Source organism: Nocardia sp. JCM 34519.1, from assembly GCF_020361265.1.
GTDB classification, from domain to species: domain Bacteria; phylum Actinomycetota; class Actinomycetes; order Mycobacteriales; family Mycobacteriaceae; genus Nocardia; species Nocardia arthritidis_A.
Genome location: NZ_JAIRBR010000001.1, coordinates 647,450 through 663,305 on the forward strand (window position 1 = coordinate 647,450; position 15,856 = coordinate 663,305).

The 15,856-nt window shown below is 67.5% G+C and carries 17 protein-coding genes; 10 read left to right on the forward strand and 7 right to left on the reverse strand.

The window, feature by feature from the left end; all coding sequences use genetic code 11:
* Positions 1-139 precede the first annotated feature (139 nt).
* From LGY53_RS03085 to LGY53_RS03100, 4 genes are read left to right on the forward strand one after another with little or no spacing between them, the layout of a single operon-like run.
* Positions 140-637: a PH domain-containing protein gene (locus LGY53_RS03085; protein ID WP_225725088.1), complete on the forward strand. Its 498-nt coding sequence runs from the start codon at positions 140-142 to the stop codon at positions 635-637.
* Positions 634-2,169: a PH domain-containing protein gene (locus LGY53_RS03090; RefSeq protein ID WP_225725089.1), complete on the forward strand. Its 1,536-nt coding sequence runs from the start codon at positions 634-636 to the stop codon at positions 2,167-2,169. Before LGY53_RS03085 ends, LGY53_RS03090 begins: the two co-directional genes overlap by 4 nt.
* Positions 2,170-2,226: 57 nt before the next feature.
* The gene (locus LGY53_RS03095) at positions 2,227-4,059 is read left to right on the forward strand and encodes an APC family permease (RefSeq protein WP_225732601.1); all 1,833 of its coding nucleotides are present in this window, start codon (positions 2,227-2,229) and stop codon (positions 4,057-4,059) included.
* Positions 4,060-4,083: 24 nt separating this feature from the next.
* The gene (locus LGY53_RS03100; protein ID WP_225725091.1) at positions 4,084-4,647 is read left to right on the forward strand and encodes a YaeQ family protein; all 564 of its coding nucleotides are present in this window, start codon (positions 4,084-4,086) and stop codon (positions 4,645-4,647) included.
* On the opposite strand, the gene LGY53_RS03105 is transcribed toward LGY53_RS03100, so the two are convergent.
* Complete coding sequence (locus LGY53_RS03105) at positions 4,628-5,521, reverse strand: LysR family transcriptional regulator (protein WP_225725092.1); 894 nt, start codon at positions 5,519-5,521, stop codon at positions 4,628-4,630. The genes LGY53_RS03100 and LGY53_RS03105 overlap by 20 nt on opposite strands.
* A gap of 177 nt (positions 5,522-5,698) precedes the next feature.
* Between LGY53_RS03105 and LGY53_RS03110 the strand changes: the two genes are divergently transcribed.
* Both LGY53_RS03110 and LGY53_RS03115 read left to right on the forward strand, forming a co-directional pair.
* On the forward strand, positions 5,699-6,592 hold the full coding sequence (locus LGY53_RS03110; RefSeq protein ID WP_225725093.1) for an SDR family oxidoreductase: 894 nt from the start codon (positions 5,699-5,701) through the stop codon (positions 6,590-6,592).
* A 90-nt stretch (positions 6,593-6,682) separates the two neighbouring features.
* Positions 6,683-6,994, forward strand: a complete 312-nt coding sequence (locus LGY53_RS03115) for a hypothetical protein (RefSeq protein ID WP_167477659.1) — start codon at positions 6,683-6,685, stop codon at positions 6,992-6,994.
* A gap of 48 nt (positions 6,995-7,042) precedes the next feature.
* On the opposite strand, the gene LGY53_RS03120 is transcribed toward LGY53_RS03115, so the two are convergent.
* Positions 7,043-7,528: a glutathione peroxidase gene (locus tag LGY53_RS03120; protein ID WP_374111128.1), complete on the reverse strand. Its 486-nt coding sequence runs from the start codon at positions 7,526-7,528 to the stop codon at positions 7,043-7,045.
* 177 nt (positions 7,529-7,705) lie between these two features.
* Here LGY53_RS03120 and LGY53_RS03125 point away from each other — a divergent pair, with 177 nt between their 5' ends.
* The 4 genes from LGY53_RS03125 (at position 7,706) to LGY53_RS03140 (ending at position 10,935) form a co-directional block, all read left to right on the forward strand.
* The gene (locus LGY53_RS03125; RefSeq protein ID WP_225725095.1) at positions 7,706-8,389 is read left to right on the forward strand and encodes a DUF969 domain-containing protein; all 684 of its coding nucleotides are present in this window, start codon (positions 7,706-7,708) and stop codon (positions 8,387-8,389) included.
* Positions 8,386-9,363, forward strand: coding sequence for a DUF979 domain-containing protein (locus LGY53_RS03130; protein ID WP_225725096.1), 978 nt, complete (start codon positions 8,386-8,388; stop codon positions 9,361-9,363). Before LGY53_RS03125 ends, LGY53_RS03130 begins: the two co-directional genes overlap by 4 nt.
* The gene (gene pcp / locus LGY53_RS03135; protein WP_225725097.1) at positions 9,363-9,971 is read left to right on the forward strand and encodes a pyroglutamyl-peptidase I; all 609 of its coding nucleotides are present in this window, start codon (positions 9,363-9,365) and stop codon (positions 9,969-9,971) included. Before LGY53_RS03130 ends, pcp begins: the two co-directional genes overlap by 1 nt.
* A 139-nt stretch (positions 9,972-10,110) precedes the next feature.
* Complete coding sequence (locus LGY53_RS03140; protein WP_225725098.1) at positions 10,111-10,935, forward strand: NAD(P)H-binding protein; 825 nt, start codon at positions 10,111-10,113, stop codon at positions 10,933-10,935.
* On the opposite strand, the gene LGY53_RS03145 is transcribed toward LGY53_RS03140, so the two are convergent.
* The 5 genes from LGY53_RS03145 to LGY53_RS03165 all read right to left on the reverse strand — a co-directional run bounded on the left by LGY53_RS03145 (position 10,922) and on the right by LGY53_RS03165 (position 15,731).
* The gene (locus LGY53_RS03145; protein WP_225725099.1) at positions 10,922-11,323 is read right to left on the reverse strand and encodes a hypothetical protein; all 402 of its coding nucleotides are present in this window, start codon (positions 11,321-11,323) and stop codon (positions 10,922-10,924) included. The two genes, LGY53_RS03140 and LGY53_RS03145, sit on opposite strands and share 14 nt — an antisense overlap.
* Positions 11,320-11,478, reverse strand: a complete 159-nt coding sequence (locus LGY53_RS03150) for a hypothetical protein (RefSeq protein ID WP_167477665.1) — start codon at positions 11,476-11,478, stop codon at positions 11,320-11,322. The genes LGY53_RS03145 and LGY53_RS03150 overlap by 4 nt, the downstream gene beginning before the upstream one ends.
* 14 nt (positions 11,479-11,492) lie before the next feature.
* The gene (locus LGY53_RS03155; protein WP_225725100.1) at positions 11,493-12,962 is read right to left on the reverse strand and encodes an amino acid permease; all 1,470 of its coding nucleotides are present in this window, start codon (positions 12,960-12,962) and stop codon (positions 11,493-11,495) included.
* Positions 12,963-13,128: 166 nt separating this feature from the next.
* Positions 13,129-14,004 (reverse strand): N-acetyl-1-D-myo-inositol-2-amino-2-deoxy-alpha-D-glucopyranoside deacetylase, encoded by an 876-nt coding sequence (gene mshB, locus LGY53_RS03160; protein ID WP_225725101.1) that lies wholly within the window; start codon positions 14,002-14,004, stop codon positions 13,129-13,131.
* Entirely contained in the window at positions 14,001-15,731 is a 1,731-nt protein-coding gene (locus LGY53_RS03165; RefSeq protein ID WP_225725674.1) for an ABC transporter family substrate-binding protein, read from the reverse strand. Before LGY53_RS03165 ends, mshB begins: the two co-directional genes overlap by 4 nt.
* Positions 15,732-15,856 lie beyond the last annotated feature (125 nt).

Genomic DNA, 15,856 nt, shown 5'->3' on the forward strand with positions numbered 1-15,856 from the left:
CCGGGCATGTCTCCTTCCAGTGCCTGTGAGGGTGGACAACCTCGTCGCACACCACACTATTCCGGCCGCCGCCGACGAATCCGGAACGGATGACAACCGTCATGCCGGTGACCGATCGATTCGTGCAACCATGGGCAGCATGTCGCAGCCGCCCACGATCATGGCCGAACCGGCCTGGCGTCCCAGCGCCAAGGCGAAACTGCTGTGGACCATCCAAGCCGCGCTCGCCTGGGTGATTCCGTTCGTGGCCGAACTGATTTGGGCGCTGGTGGATACCGGGCACCGCGGCGCGCAGCTCGCCGTCTTCGCGATCACTCTGGCCGCCGCCGCGGTCAGCATCGGGGTGGTGCCGTGGTGGCGCTACGCGGTGCACCGGTGGGAGGTCACCGACGAGGCGGTGTACACGCGGGTCGGCTGGATCAATCAGGAGAGCCGGGTCGCGCCGATCTCCCGGGTGCAGACGGTGGACACCGAACGCGGGCCGCTGGAGCGCATGCTCGACCTCGCGACGGTGACCGTCACCACCGCGTCTTCGGCTGGGGCCGTGACCATTTCGGCGCTGGACCGGCCGGTGGCCGAGGAGACGGTGCGGCGGCTGACCGATATCGCCGCCCGGCACCGCGGTGACGCGACATGACGCAGACGGCTCCGGTCCGGCCGTGGCAGCGGCTGGATCCGCGAATGTTGCTGGTACATCCGGTCAATGAGGTCGTGCGGTACATCCCGGTGTTGATCGGCACGGTCATCGTCGGCAGCCGCGCCGACAATCCGCTGTGGAGCCTGATCCCGCTGGTGCTGATCGTGGGTTTCGCGGCGACCCGCTGGTTCACCACCACCTACCGGGTCGGTCCGACGCATGTCGAGCTGCGCACGGGTCTGATCCAGCGCAAGCGGCTCGCGGTGCCGCGCTCGCGGATCCGCTCGGTGGATATCGAGGCCGACCTGCTGCACCGGGTGCTCGGGTTGGCGGTGCTCGCCATCGGGACCGGACAACAGGCCGAAAAGAAGGAGCAGTTCAAGCTCGACGCGCTGGACGCGCGGCTGGTCCCGGACCTGCGCCGCGAACTGCTCGCCGACACCGGCACCGGCACCGGCACCGGCACCGGCACCGAAGACCTTGCCGGACAAGAGGTTACGAAGATAGAACCGACGGGCCGGGAGATCGCGCACTGGCAGGCGGGCTGGGTGCGGTACGCGCCGCTGTCGCTGACCGGGTTCGCGATCTTCGCGCCGATCGTCGGCCTCGCCTTCCAATACGGAATCGGCCAGGCGATTTTCCGCTCCGACGCGGTGCACAGCCTGCGCGACGGCACGGCACTGGTCATCGCGCTGGCGATCGCGGCGCTGGTTGTCGCGCTGGTGCTGGTGGTGGCGCTGGCGGCGTGCGCACGTTATCTGGCAACGTATTTCGGCTTGCAGGTGCTCGACGACGGGAAGACGCTGCAGATCCGGCACGGATTGTTCACCACGCGGCAGATCACCATGGATCTGGCCAGGTTTCGCGGCGCGACGGTGAACGAGCCGCTGCTGCTGCGGCTCGCCGGCGGCGCCGAACTCGAGGCGATCATGACCGGCGAGAAGCCGCGGGTGAAGATCCTGCCGCAGGCGCCGCGGGCGGCGATCGATCACACGCTCGCCCATCTGCTCGCACCGGACGCCATACACGATAAGCCCAGCGGCACAACGCAATTGATGCCCGGCCTGGTGCCGCTGGTCCCGCACGGGCCCGCCGCGCTGCGGCGCCGGTACACCCGCACACTGCTGCCCGTACTCGTCATCGCGGTCGTCATGCTCGCGATAAGGCTTGCGGGCGTGGAGTTTTCGGCATGGTGGTGGCTGATTCCGGCCCTCGGCACGGTGATCGGCATTCCGCTCGCCGCCGACCGGTATCGCGGACTCGGCCACGCGGTCATTCCGGCCGGCGGCGCCGCGCCGACCTGGCTCGTCACCCGCTCGGGTTCGCTGGACCGCGACCGCGACTGCCTGGAGGCGCCCGGCATCATCGGCTGGACGGTGCGGCAGACCTTCTTCCAGCGCCGGGCGGGAGTTGCGACGGTGGTCGCGGCGACGGCGGCGGGCAAGAAGCGCTACGCGGTGCTCGATATCCCGATCGACCAGGCATATGCGCTCATCGAGCAGGTGGATCCGGGACGCCTCGGCAAGCGCTGAACCTGGCCCTCGTGTCGCTATCGGCGCAGGGTATCGGCACCGCGTTGAATGATCGGCGTGGTGAACAGGCTGGAGCAGCGCGCTGCCGAACCGAGGATCGCCGACCGCCGGGTCCGGCGGATGCAGCGCGGCGACCAATTCCGATTGACCGCGCTCGGCGGACTGGCCGCGCTCTCGCTCGACGCGCTGTCCAGCGTCGCGTACGGCCCCGAGGCGATCGTGCTGGCGCTCATCGCCGCCGGCGAGGCGGCGGTCTCCTGGACGCTGCCGGTTTCGGTGGCCATCGCCGCACTGCTGCTGGTACTGGTGCTGTCCTACCGGCAGGTGATCGCGGTGCACCCCGACGGCGGCGGCGCGTATGCCGTGGCCAAACGGCATCTCGGCCGCTGGGCCAGCCTGCTCGCGGCGGCCAGTCTGGTGGTCGACTACGTGCTCACCGTCGCGGTCAGCCTCGCGGCCGGTGCGGCGAGCCTGGCCAGCGCCTTTCCGGTGCTCGCCGGCCATCTGCTGCTCGTCACGCTGATCGGGCTCGCGGTGCTCACCATCATCAACCTCATCGGGGTGGCCGAATCCGCGAAAGTCCTGATGGGGCCGACGATTCTGTTCGTCGTGCTGATCCTCGCGGTGATCGTCGCCGGATTGGTGCACTGGGAGCCGGTGCGGATCGGCACCGATCGGTCGCCGTTCGTCGCGGTCGAGGGTTTGGGAATCATCCTGCTGCTCAAGGCTTTTTCGGCCGGCTGCTCGGCGCTCACCGGTGTCGAGGCCATCGCCAACGCGGTGCCGTCGTTCCGCACGCCCGCGGTGCGGCGGGCCCAGCACACCGAGGTCGCGCTCGGCGTACTGCTCGGCGTCATGCTGCTCGGGCTGGCCTGGCTGATCCGGCGCAACGATGTGGTGCCGCGCGGGGAGGTGACCCTGCTGGCCCAGCTCGCGGCCGGCGCGTTCGGCACCGGCTGGCTCTTCTATCTCACCAATCTGGCCGTCACGCTGGTGCTGGTGCTCGCGGCGAATACCAGCTTCGGCGGGCTGCCGGTGCTGCTCTCGCTGCTGGCCAAGGACCGCCGGGTGCCATCGCTGTTCGGCGTGCGTTCCGAACGCCCGGTGTTCCGCTACGGCGTCGCGGCGCTGGCCGGGCTCGCCGCGCTGGTGCTGATCATCGTCGGCGCCGAAACTCACCGGCTGCTACCGCTTTTCGCGATCGGCGTATTCATCGGCTTCACCATCAGCCAGGGCGGCCTGGTACTGCACTGGTATCGCGAACGCGGTCCGGGATGGTGGCATCGGGCCGCCCTCAACGGATTCGGCGCGATACTCACCGCCGTCGCGCTGATCGTGCTGTTCGCCGAGAAATTCACCGAGGGCGCCTGGCTGCTGCTGATCATCGTGCCCGCGCTGGTGGTGAATTTCGCTCGCACCGAGAACTATTACGGCGATGTCGCCCGCCAGCTGCACCTCGGCGAGATTCCGCCGCGGCCCGAACCCGGTTCGGCGACACAGGCTTTGGTGGTGGTCCCGGTGGTCGCGATCAGCGAGGTGACGGCCCGCGCGCTCTGCTCGGCCCTGCGGATGCGCGGCGAAATCGTCGCGGTGGCAGCCGAAATCGATCCCGCATCGACCAAAAAGCTCAGCGCGCAATGGAAGGAATGGGATCCCGGCGTACCGCTGAAGGTGCTGCCCTCCCCGCACCGCAGCCTCGTCAACACCCTCGTCGGCTACGTGCGCAAGCAAACCGAAAAGGGCCGCCAGGTCACCGTTCTGCTGGCCCATATGGAGGCCAGGCGCTGGTGGCACCGCCCGCTGCACAACCCGCGCGGCCCGGTGCTCACCGCGGCCCTGCGCGCCCGCACCGACGCGGTCGTCGCGACGCTCGCGGTTCGGCTCGACTGAACCGGCACGTAAGCTGCTGCACCTATGGCACTCGGCGCAACCATGTACACCTTCACCGTTCAGCTGGCCGACGTCGACCGCGGGGTCTACGCGGATCTCGACGTCCGGGTGGCGCGGCATCCGTCGGAGACCGCCGAATTCATGCTGACCCGCCTGCTGGCCTACTGCCTGGAGTACGAGGAGGGCATCGCGTTCAGCGAGGGCGGCGTCTCATCGACCGATGAACCGGCGGTGCTGGTGCGCGATCGCACCGGGCAGGTCACCGCGTGGATCGAGGTCGGCGCGCCCGATGCGGAGCGGGTGCATCGCGGCAGCAAAATGGCCGACCGCGTCGCCGTCTACACCCATCGCGATCCGGCCAAGGTGCTGGCGCAGCTCACCGGCAAACGGATCCATCGCGCCGAGGCGATTCCGGTGTACAGCATCGACCGGAGTTTCATCGATGAAGCCGTCGCCGCCATCGAACGCCGCAACACCGTCACGCTTTCCGTCACCGAGCGGCTGCTGTATCTGGATCTCAATGGGACCGGGCTGAGCGCCCAAATAGCGGAATATGGCATCGCCGAGCCTATCCGGCGGGACCGGTGAGGATGGCCCTGGCGATTTTGCGGAAGTCGGCCACCAGACGGCTGCCGTCACCGGCGCGGGTCGCCACCACCACGTGGCTCGGCGGCACATCCTCGAGCGGTATGGCGGTGAGATCGGGACGCACGCGTTCGGCCGTCGGATCGGCGGGGACGATGGCCACCGCCTGACCGGAGGCGATCAATTCGAGTTTGTCCTCGAGCGTCTCGGCGAGCGGGCCGTCCGGTGCGCGACTGCCGTCGGGGCGAGGGTCGATGCGCCAGAAGGCATTCCACGCCGGATCGGGCACGCGGACCACGGGTTCGTCGGCGATGTCACCCAAGGTGACCGACTCCTTGCCCACCAGCCGATGGTCCCGCGGCACCAGCACGGCCCGAGGTTCGTCGTAGAGAATCGTCACGTGTAGTTGGTCGGTGGTGAACGGCAGCCGGGTCAGCACGGCGTCGACGTGGTGGTCGAGCAGCGCCTCGCGCGCTTTGCGCCAACCCAGGTGCGACGTCTGTATATCGGCGTCCGGATGGCGTCGGCGCAGTTCGCGCACCACCGGCGTGACGATCAGGTTGACGGTGTAGCCGATGACGATGCGATGCGGTTCGGCGGCCGCCCTGGTGTATGCCGCGGCCTGACCGGCCGAGCGCAGCAGCGCCTTCGCGCGCGGCAAAAAGACCGCACCCGCTTCGGTGAGCCCGACGCCCTGCGGCGTGCGATCGAACAGCCGAGCGCCCAATTGCTGTTCCAGACGCCGGATTTGGCGACTCAGCGACGGCTGCGCGACCCGCAGCGCGGTGGCGGCGCGACCGAAATGCCGATGCTCGGCGACGACGGTGAAGTACCGGACCAGGCGTAGGTCGAGATCGATCGCGGGTGTATCGGCCATAACTCCAGGGTATGGCACCGCCACCGGCGGCACTGCACGGAACTACCCCGTCAACTGCGGCGATGCCTTGAATGCATTGCGCTGTGCGAAACAGGCCTTGGACGCCGACGGCATCGCGCACCGAAGCTGAAAACACCGGCCCCGAAGCCGGTCAGCTGAATTCCGAAGGAGTACACAGTGCGCGTATTCGTCACCGGCGCAACGGGTTTCGTTGGAAGCGCCGTCGTCCGCGAACTACTCGACGCCGGACACGAAGTGCTCGGGCTCGCCCGCACCGATGCGGCGGCGGCCGCGGTCACCGCGACGGGAGCCGAACCGCATCGCGGCGACCTGACCGACCTGGACAGCCTGCGCGCCGGCGCAGCCGCGGCGGATGGTGTCATCCACACCGCCTTCGTCCACGATTTCACCGATTTCGCCGAGAACGTCCGGATAGATCGCCGGGCCGTGGAAACCCTCGGCGCGGCGCTGGCATCGTCGGACCGCCCGTTTCTGATCACCTCTGCCACCGGAGGTTTCGTACCCGGCGAGATCGCCACCGAGCACAGTGCGCCCGATCCCACGGCGTTCAACGCCGAGCGGATCGCCACCGAATCGGTGGCCTTGGCCTTCGCCGAACGCGGCGTGCGCGTCGCGGTGGTGCGGCTGCCGATCGTGCATGGCGACGGTGATCACGGCTTCCTCACCCAGTTGATCGATATCGCACGCACACAAGGAGTTTCGTCCTATGTCGGCGATGGCGGCAGCCGCTGGGCCGCCGTCCACCGCCTCGACGCGGCCCACCTGTACCGGCTGGCGCTCGAGGTGGCCCCGGCAGGTGCCCGGCTGCACGCCGTCGCCGAGGAAGGCATCGCGTTCCGCGATATCGCGGAGGTAATCGGCCGCCATGCGGGTGTCCCGACCGCATCCATTCCGGCGTCGGCGGCCGTCGACCACTTCGGCTTCGCGGGATTGCTCATCCAGCGGGACAGCCCGGTCTCCAGCGCCGCGACCCGGGAGTCGCTCGGCTGGGAACCCGTTCAGCCGGGCCTGCTGGCCGATCTCGAAAAGGGGCACTACTTCGGCCGGTAGTTGACCTCGATTCCTACCATCCGCGCGCGCCAACCCGTACCGTGTCTGCCGTATCCAACGGAAACAGCCGAGTTTCAGGGAGATTCGACGATGAGCTTTGTCCGGACCACCATGTTCGTGGGATTGGCCGCCGCGGCGCTGACCGCTGTCGGCTCGGTGTCGGCGAACGCGGAGGACTTCGACTACGCGCAGATCGCCAAGCAGACCTGCGCGCAGGCGGGCCTCGAATACACCGAAAGCATTTACCTGCCCGGTGATTCGCCCGCGTCGGCCACCTGCTACAAGCCGGGTCAGGACGGGGTCCAGTTCATTCCGCTGCCGAGCGGCACCCGCTGCGAGGTCGCGGATATGCCGCACAAGGTCGGTCAGGCCGACGGCCAGGGCAACTGCGTCACCGGATAATTCGCGACGGAACCGGGACGAGCGCGCTGCCCGTCCCGGTTTCGGTCACTACCGCGGCAGCACGCCCTCGATGGCCGCGATGAGTTCCGGATCGTGCGGATCGGTCTGCGGGCGGAACCGTCCGACGATCTTGCCGTCGCCGGACAGCACGAACTTCTCGAAGTTCCACGCGATATCGCCCGAATTACCTTCGGCGTCGGCGGTTTCGGTGAGCTCCGCGTACAGCGGATGCCTGCCCGGCCCGTTCACCTCGCTCTTCTCGGTGAGCGGGAAGGTGACACCGTAGGTGGCGGAACAGAATTCGGCGATCTCCTCGGACGTGCCGGGCTCCTGGCCCATGAACTGATTGCACGGCACGCCGACGACGGTGAACCCGCGCGCCGCGTACTCCTGCTGCAACTGCTCGAGTCCGGTGTACTGCGGGGTGAGCCCGCACTTGGACGCCACGTTGACGACGAGCGCCGCCCGCCCCTCGGTGAGCCCGCCGAGCGTGGTCTGCGCACCCGCGAGGGTGGTGACGGGGATATCCAGAATGTTGGTCACGGATCTTCCTCCTGATCGGTCATCGCCGACAGTACCGACCGGCACCCACCACCGCCGTCGGGGCGCATTCAGCCCACCATTTGCTGGGTTTATGCCGGAGCGCTTGCGATGTGCCCGGACGGAACATACCGTCATGGCTTCGGTTAGACCCAGTTCAGTGGAGAACACGTGCTCGTCCTTTTGGGTGTGGCCCTCGTCGTCGCGGGGTTCGCACTACGTCTCAATCCCCTCCTTGTCGTCGTCGTTTCCGGTGTGGTCACCGCACTGCTCGGCGGCCTGACCCCCACCGCGCTCCTCGACGCCGTCGGAAACGGTTTCGCGGGCAGCCGCTCGGTGACGATCTACGTCGTCACCCTGCCGGTCATCGGTTTGCTGGACCGTTTCGGGCTACAGCAGCAGGCCGCCAGGATGATCGGGAAGCTGCGCATGGCCACCACCGGCCGCCTGCTCGCCGGCTACATGCTGGCCAGGCAGGCGACCGCGGCAATGGGCCTGACCGGCATCTTCGGTCCCGCGCAGACGGTGCGTCCGCTGATCGGCCCGATGGCCGTCGGCGCGGCGGAACGCAAGTACGGTTCGCTGCCCGAGCGGGCGATCGAACGCATCAAGGGGTTCACCGCGAGCGCGGATACCATCGGACTGTTCTTCGGTGAGGACATCTTCATCGCGATCGGCAGCGTCCTGCTGATCACCGGATACATCAACACCGCCTACCACGTTCAGCTCGACGCGCTCGAGATCGCGCGGTGGGCGATCCCATCGGCCATCTGCGCCTACGTAATCCACGCCGGACGCCTGCTGTGGCTGGACCGGTGGCTGACCAAGAACTGCGCACAGGTGGTTGTCCGATGATCGACGCCGAATGGATCTACTGGGCACTGGGCCTGTTCTTCTGCACGATGGCGGTTTTCGCGCTGAGCCATCGGGAAAATCCGCGCCGCACGGGCGCCTTCGCGTTCTGGGCGCTGCTCGGAATGTCTTTTTGCTATTCGACTTTCGTCACCAACAAGACGGCAGCCGCCTGGCCGCTCGGGCTCGCGGTGCTCGCGGTCGGCGTGCTCGGCGGCACGGGTGCGCTCGGCAAATCCGAGATTCCCACCAGTTCCGTCGAGGAGCGCGAGGCCGCGGCCGAGCGGCTCGGTAACCGGCTCTTCGCGCCCGCGCTGCTGATCCCGCTGGTCGCGCTGCTCTTCGCGACGCTGGTCGCCTCGGTGAAGGTCAATGGAAAAGCGTTGCTCGCCAACGGAACTCCGGCGCTCACCGGCCTCGGCGCCGGGGTCATCGTCGCGCTCATCGCCGCCATGGCGCTGCTGCGGCCGGCAGGGCGTCCGAGCCTCGGCCTCGCGCTGCGCGAGGGATCCCGGTTGGCGCAGGCCATCGGCTGGGCACTGCTGCTACCGCAGTACATCGCCATCCTCGGCCTGCTGTTCGACAAGGCGGGTGTCGGTAAGCAGGTGGGCCGGCTCTTCTCGAATATCCTGCCGGACGGTTCACAATTCGCGGCCGTCGTGCTGTATTGCGTTGGCATGGCGGTATTCACCGTAGTGATGGGCAACGGGTTCGCCGCATTTCCGGTGATGACGGCGGCCATCGGCTGGCCGGTGCTGGTCACCCAGTTCCACGGCAATCCCGCGGTGATCTTCGCGGTCGGCATGCTCAGCGGTTTCTGCGGCACGCTGTGCACGCCGATGGCGGCCAATTTCAATATCGTGCCCGCGGTTCTGCTGGAGATGAAGGATCGCTACGGCCCGATCAAAGCCCAACTGCCGACGGCGATTCCGCTGCTGGCCTGCAATATCGCGATCATGTACGTCTGGGGATTCTGATGAGCCGGGTGCTGGTGACCGGATTCGAGCCGTTCGGCGGCGAGGCGCGCAACGCGTCATGGGAGGCGGCGCGACTGCTCGCGGGGCGGCCAACGGATATCGAGCTGTCGGCCGTCCAATTGCCTTGTGTCTTCGGCGCTTCCATATCGGTGCTGCGCGCCGCGATCGCCGAACACCGGCCGGATCTGGTCATCAGCACCGGAATCGCGGGCGGCCGCACCGAGATAACGCCGGAGCGGGTGGCGATCAACCTCGACGATGCCCGCATCCCCGACAACGCGGGTGCGCAACCGGTTGACCGCCCGGTGGTTTCGGGCGGTCCGGCCGCATACTTCAGTCGGCTGCCGGTCAAGGCGTCGGTCGCCGCCGTCCGCGCCGCCGGTATTCCGGCGTCGGTGTCGTTCACCGCGGGCACATTCGTGTGCAACCACGTCTTCTACGGGCTGCTGCATCTGATCGAGACCGAAATGCCGAGTCTGCGTGGTGGTTTCGTACATGTCCCGGCGGATATGCCGGTGCCGGTGATCGCCGACGGGCTGGCCGGGATCGTCCGGACCTGCCTGGAGACCGAACAGGATCTGGATATTCCGGCGGGCACTCTGCACTGAACTCAATTTGAGTGTGCCACAATATATTTCACAGCTCAGATGGAATCCCCACGGCACATGCAACCCCAAGCAAATGCGGCTGCCCGGCGGCACGCCGGGCTGGCAGGATGGCGGGGTCCAGCGATTCGGAGGGGACCGAATGACAATCTTGGTGACCGGAGCAACCGGAAATATCGGCCGGAAGGTCGTCGATGAACTACTCGCGCGCGGAGCGACCGACGTCCGCGCGCTGACGAACAAGCCCGCGGCGGCGGCACTTCCGGATGGAGTCCAGGTGGCGCAGGGCTACCTCGGTCGGCCGGAGACACTGCCCGCGGCATTCGACGGCGTCGACCGCATGTACCTCGCGCCGATGCACAAATCTCTCGAAGGCGTGCTCGAGCTGGCTCGCCGGGCCGGTGTCGAGTACGTGGTCGACCTGTCCGGCGAGCACGAGAGCTGGTGGGGTCATGTGACGCGGGCGGTCGAGGCCAGCGGCTTGGCCTGGACGCACCTGTGGCCGGCGGATTTCATGGAGAACACCAGAACTTGGGCTCCGCAGATCCAAACGACCGGCGCCGTGCGCGAACCCGACCCGAACAAGGCGAGCGCACCCATCGCCATGGTGGATATCGCGGCGATAGCGGCGCAGTCGCTGATGGAGGCGGGAGCCGAAGGTAAGGCGTACTCCCTCGCCGGTCCCGAGATCCTGACCCGCGCCGAACTGGCCCGGCAAATCGGTGTGGCTCTGGGACAAGATATTTCGTTCATCACCGCATCACGGGAAGAGACCATCGACGCGCTGACCCCATCGATGGGCGAACGCGCGGCCTGGTACGTCGACACCGTACTCGCGCATATGACGACGACGCCGACCGCGCCGACCAATTCGGTCGAGGAGATAACCGGCCGCCCCGCAACAACTTTCGCCCAATGGGCGGTCGACAACGTGGCGATGTTCCGGCAGCCGGTCACTCCCGGCTGAATACCGTGGCGTTCATCCGGAAGTAGATGAACAGCAGCGGCGGCACCAAACCGCAGAACACCAAAAGCAGGGTGCGCCAATCGCTCAGGAGCATGACCGAGCCGCCGGGACCTGAGCTCGCACAGGCCAGAAAGCCGATGACCCACGCGCCGAGCGGCAGCAGCATCACCCCGACGCGGTGGGTCACCGTGCGCACGCCCAGCACCAGCAGCACGTTCACCACGCCCGCGAGTACCCCCGTGATCGGCATCGCGACGCCGCCGATATAGCTCGGCAGGAATAGCACCTCCAGCACCAGCGTGATCAGCCCGTCCAGCACCAGCAGGGCGACGATGACCGGCCCGAGCACTGCTGACGGCCTACCCGCCCGATCGTCGAGCGCCGTCACGGCACCGGCGGGAAACCGAGCAGGGTCAGCAGCTGGCTCTGCATATCGACGAACGCGTACAGCGCCGACAGGTAGAGGTCGTGCTGCGCGGGCCAGTTCGGGCGCATGCTCTCGACGAAGGCCGCGATGGCGTTCTGCAGATCCCAGTTGTACACGGACCGCAGTCTAGTTATTTCTCGCCATCCAGCGGCAGATTGGCCACGACCGGGAATTCACCGGTGTAACCCATCCGCTGTTCGGCGATGGACAGCACCCGCCTGCGCGCTGCGTACCAGCCGACGATCAGCATCGGAATGATGACCGCCAGCGTCGCCACCGTCCAGGTGCCGATCGGATAGTCGAATCCGGTGAGCACCACCACGAAGAACAGGAACACCAGCGTCAACAGGCCGGTGTACGGCGCGCCGAACATGCGGAAGGCGGGCCGCTCCACCCGCCCCTGCTTCCACCAGCGCCACAGCTGCAGCTGGCACAGCACGATGGTGGTCCACGAGGCGACGATGCCGAGCGAGGCCATATTCAGCACGATCTCGAAGGCCTGATGCGGGACGACGCCGTTGAGCACGATGCCGCACAGCGCGATCAGGCTGGTGAGCAGGATGCCGCCGTACGGCACGCCGTTCTTGCCCATCACCCCGGTGAATTTCGGCGCGCTGCCGTTCATCGACATCGAGCGCAGGATGCGGCCGGTCGAGTACAGGCCGGCGTTCAGGCTGGAGAAGGCGGCCGTGAGCACGACGATATTCATCACGCTGCCGATACCGGGCACGCCGAGCGCGCCGAAGAAGGTGACGAACGGGCTTTCACCGGATTTGTAGCTGGTGTACGGCAGCAGCAGGCCGAGCAGCACCAGCGAGCCGACATAGAAGATCGCGATGCGCGCGATGACCGAGTTGATGGCGCGCGGCATGATCTTGACCGGATCCTCCGTCTCCCCCGCCGCGGTGCCGACCAGCTCGACGGCCGCGTAGGCGAACACCACACCCGAGGTGACGACCACCAGCGGCAGGACACCCGTCGGGAACAGGCCGCCGTGATCGATGATGACGCTCGGACCGGTGTGTTTGCCCTGCACGGTGAAGCGGCCGAGCAGGAAGACGGTGCCGATGATCAGGAAGGCGCACAGCGCGGTGACCTTGACCAGCGCGGCCCAGAACTCCATTTCACCGAACCATTTGACCGAGATCAGGTTCACTCCCAGCACGATCATCAGCGCGATGAGTGCGAGTACCCACTGCGGGATCGGGGAGAATCCGGACCAGTAGTGGAAATATTGGGCAATCGCGGTGGTGTCGGCGATACCGGTCATCGACCAGTTCAGGAAATACATCCAGCCCGCGACGAAGGCCGCCTTCTCACCGAAGAATTCCCGGGCGTACGAGACGAACGAGCCGGACGACGGCCGGTGCAGCACCAGCTCGCCGAGCGCGCGCAGGATGAGGAACACGAAGATGCCGCATACCGCGTAAACCAGGAAAAGCCCTGGTCCGGCCGTATTGAGTCGCCCACCCGCGCCGAGGAACAGACCCGTGCCGATGGCACCGCCGATGGCGATCATCTGTAGCTGACGTGGCTTGAGACTCTTGTGGTAGCCGTGGTCCTCGACGCTGAGGTGAGCCTTGTCGCCGACCGCTGTCATGAACCCGCCAAACCTCCACGTCGATGTCCTGGGATGAGAGCACGGTACCCGTCCCAGATAACCGATCAAACAGCAACCCAGCGGCTACTGCCAAATGGAACCGATCGGTCGATAGTCGAGTGCGGTGGCCTGCTTCCCGCATCCGATTACCCCGCCAGCGCGCCGTTCAATCGAGTCCGGCGAAGAGATCATGTTCACGTCCGTCCGGCCCGACCGGTCCCTTGACGCCACGCACGAGCACGAAATGCTCTTCCGGCAGCACCGGCTGCGCGATATCGTTCGACAGCGCGAACTCGCGCCCCGACGGCGCGACGGTGATCTGAGTCTCGTGCGCCCGCAACGCATTTCGCTTCGCGGCCAAACCGTCCGAGACGTCGACGACGGTGGTGACGGTATGACTCGGCACGCTGGCCAGCTCACCCTCGGCGGGCAACCGCCATCCGGACGGCAGCCCACCCGGCAGCCCGTCCACCGTGCGCTTGGCGAGCGCGTCGGTGTGCGCGCGCAACATATCGCCGTCGGTCACGGTCCAGTAGAACTTCGGTGTGTCCCAACCCTTTTCGGCCGCGAGCCGGACCGCCGCGGTGGTCACCTCGTGCGCCCGGATGTGGTCGGGGTGGCCGTAGCCGCCGCGCGGGTCGTAGCCGACGACGACGCGTGGACGCAGTTCCAGAATGATTTCGGCCATGGCCGCCACGGCCGCGTCACCGGAGTGGATGAATGCCCGCGGGTTCGCCTGCGACGCCATTCCGGCCATCCCGGAATCCCGCCAGCGGCCCGCGCCGCCGAGGAAGCGCGGCGGCGCGGCGTCCAAAGCCGCGAGCGCCCTGGTGAGTTCGAGGATTCGATAGCCGCCGAGCTGGTCGGCCTGTGCCGCGACCAATCCGGCCCACTGCTCGCCGATCACCTCACCCTCTTCACCGAGCGTGCAGGTCACCACGTGCACCGGAATCCCACGCATGCGGTAGTGCGCGATGGTGCCGCCGGTGGTGATGGATTCGTCGTCGGGGTGCGCGTGCACCAATAGCAGCCCGCCCGTCACGGCAGCATCCGCCACTGTGCGGCATCACCGAAGATGCCCGACTGGATACTGCCGGTGAGCGCGACACCGTCGACGCGCGGGCCCGCCGCGGCCACCACGTTGTCCTGCACGATCGGCAGCACCGTCGACAGCGCCCACAGCTTCGGCTCGGCCTCCGCCAGAATCCGTCCGACATCGATGCCGCGCAGTGCGTCATCGATCTGCGCCTGCAGCGTCGGATCGCATACCCCGGACAGATTGCTCGGCGCGACCCGGACGACCTCCGGGCCCGGCTGCGAATCCCCGTTCGACGCGGGCACATTCGGCGGTGGGCAGCCGTAGCGGGAGGCGAGCACGGTGGCCGGATCGGTGCCCGCCACCTCCCAGCCGACGATCGCGTCGACGGTGCTGTCGGCAAGCTCCTTGCCGTACAACGCATCCGCGGCGACGCTGCGCACGGTGGCATCTATTCCGGCGCTGCGCAATTGGTCCGCCGCGGTATTCGCGACGGCGATCGCGGTGTTGTCACCGGATACCGCGCCGATCCGAATCGAAAGCGCCTTACCGTTTTTCGCGACCGAACGCGGGCTCGGCGCGGGCGAGGTCGGCGAGGCGACCGGCGGCTGTTCCGGTGCGCGCCCGAAACCGGCCTCGGCGAGCAGCGCGAAGGCCTCGTCGGCCGAGGGGCGCGGCGGCACGGTCGGCGCGTAGCCGGGATCCGACGGTGCGAGCACCTGTGCGCGCACCGGATCCACCCAGCCACCGGTATGCGCGCCGACGGTGGCCAGCAGCGCGGGATCGAGTAGCGCGAGCACCGCCCTGCGCACCCGGATATCGGCGAAATCGCCACTGCGCCCGTTCAATACGAGCTGCAGCTCGCGCGCCTGCGGCGTAATCGATGTGCGCACCGAAGGGATCGCGGCCAGCTGCGCCTGTGTCGCGGCGCCGCCGTGCACAAGCGCCATCTGAGAATCGCTGGTGCGCAACGATTCCGCCAACTGCGCGGTGGTTCCACCGCGCTGCAGCCGAATCTCGTCCGGCGCGGCGGGCGTACCCCAGTACCGGTCGTTGCGCTCCAGCCGGATCTCGTCGCGCCCCTGGTCGAGGTTCTTCACCGAGAATTGCCCGCCGGACACCTTGATCGATCTGATCCACCCGGTCTGGAATCCGCCCGGCGAATCCTTCAGCAGATGCGAGGGCAGCAGATTGCTGAACAGCTCACGCCACGCGGGATACGGCTGACTCATGGTGACCGTGACGGTCTTGCCGCCATTGGATGACGCGATATCCGAAATATGCCGGTAGCCAGCGGAATCCACGACGCCGGGCTGGGTGATCATCTGCTGCCACAGGAACCGGAAGTCCTCGGCGGCGATCGGCGCGCCATCGGACCAGTTGGCCTGGTTGCGCAGCGTATAGGTGATGGTGAACGGCTCCTGTGCGGTGACATCCGCCGAGACGAGCAGTCCGAGATCGGGCACCCAATCGGTCGCGCCGGGCACGGTCGGGCTCGCCACCGGACGGAACGGGCTCGGCAGCACCATCGAACTCACCGCCGAGGTGGCGGGCGACTGATCGGACCGCAGATGCGGATTGAATCCGATGCCGATGTCGTCGATCGCCACCACGACGGTGTTCTTACTCGGCTTGGGCGTCGTGGTCTGCGGGCTGTCGCTGGCCTCCACCGGCGGGGGCGGATTCGCGGTGCAACCGGCGAGCACCGTCAACGATGCCGCCACCGCAAGCATGGCGCGCACCGTCGCGCGCCCGACCCCCGATGTCACCTTCGGCACTCTACCTCGCACTATGTCGGGGGCAGCGCCGGTGCGCCGCCCACATCGCCCTAATCCCCCGAGACCCGCTCCGGGTCCAC

Bases quoted from the DNA above. Each gene is read 5' to 3' on its own strand.
- LGY53_RS03155 (WP_225725100.1), bottom strand. From the start codon at position 12,962: ATGACAGCGGTCGGCGACAAGGCTCACCTCAGCGTCGAGGACCACGGC.
- LGY53_RS03115 (WP_167477659.1), top strand. From the start codon at position 6,683: ATGAGCTTTGTCCGGACCACCATGTTCGTGGGATTGGCCGCCGCGGCG.
- LGY53_RS03130 (WP_225725096.1), top strand. From the start codon at position 8,386: ATGATCGACGCCGAATGGATCTACTGGGCACTGGGCCTGTTCTTCTGC.
- LGY53_RS03100 (WP_225725091.1), top strand. From the start codon at position 4,084: ATGGCACTCGGCGCAACCATGTACACCTTCACCGTTCAGCTGGCCGAC.
- LGY53_RS03105 (WP_225725092.1), bottom strand. From the start codon at position 5,521: ATGGCCGATACACCCGCGATCGATCTCGACCTACGCCTGGTCCGGTAC.
- LGY53_RS03165 (WP_225725674.1), bottom strand. From the start codon at position 15,731: ATGCTTGCGGTGGCGGCATCGTTGACGGTGCTCGCCGGTTGCACCGCG.
- LGY53_RS03140 (WP_225725098.1), top strand. From the start codon at position 10,111: ATGACAATCTTGGTGACCGGAGCAACCGGAAATATCGGCCGGAAGGTC.
- pcp (WP_225725097.1), top strand. From the start codon at position 9,363: ATGAGCCGGGTGCTGGTGACCGGATTCGAGCCGTTCGGCGGCGAGGCG.
- LGY53_RS03090 (WP_225725089.1), top strand. From the start codon at position 634: ATGACGCAGACGGCTCCGGTCCGGCCGTGGCAGCGGCTGGATCCGCGA.
- LGY53_RS03085 (WP_225725088.1), top strand. From the start codon at position 140: ATGTCGCAGCCGCCCACGATCATGGCCGAACCGGCCTGGCGTCCCAGC.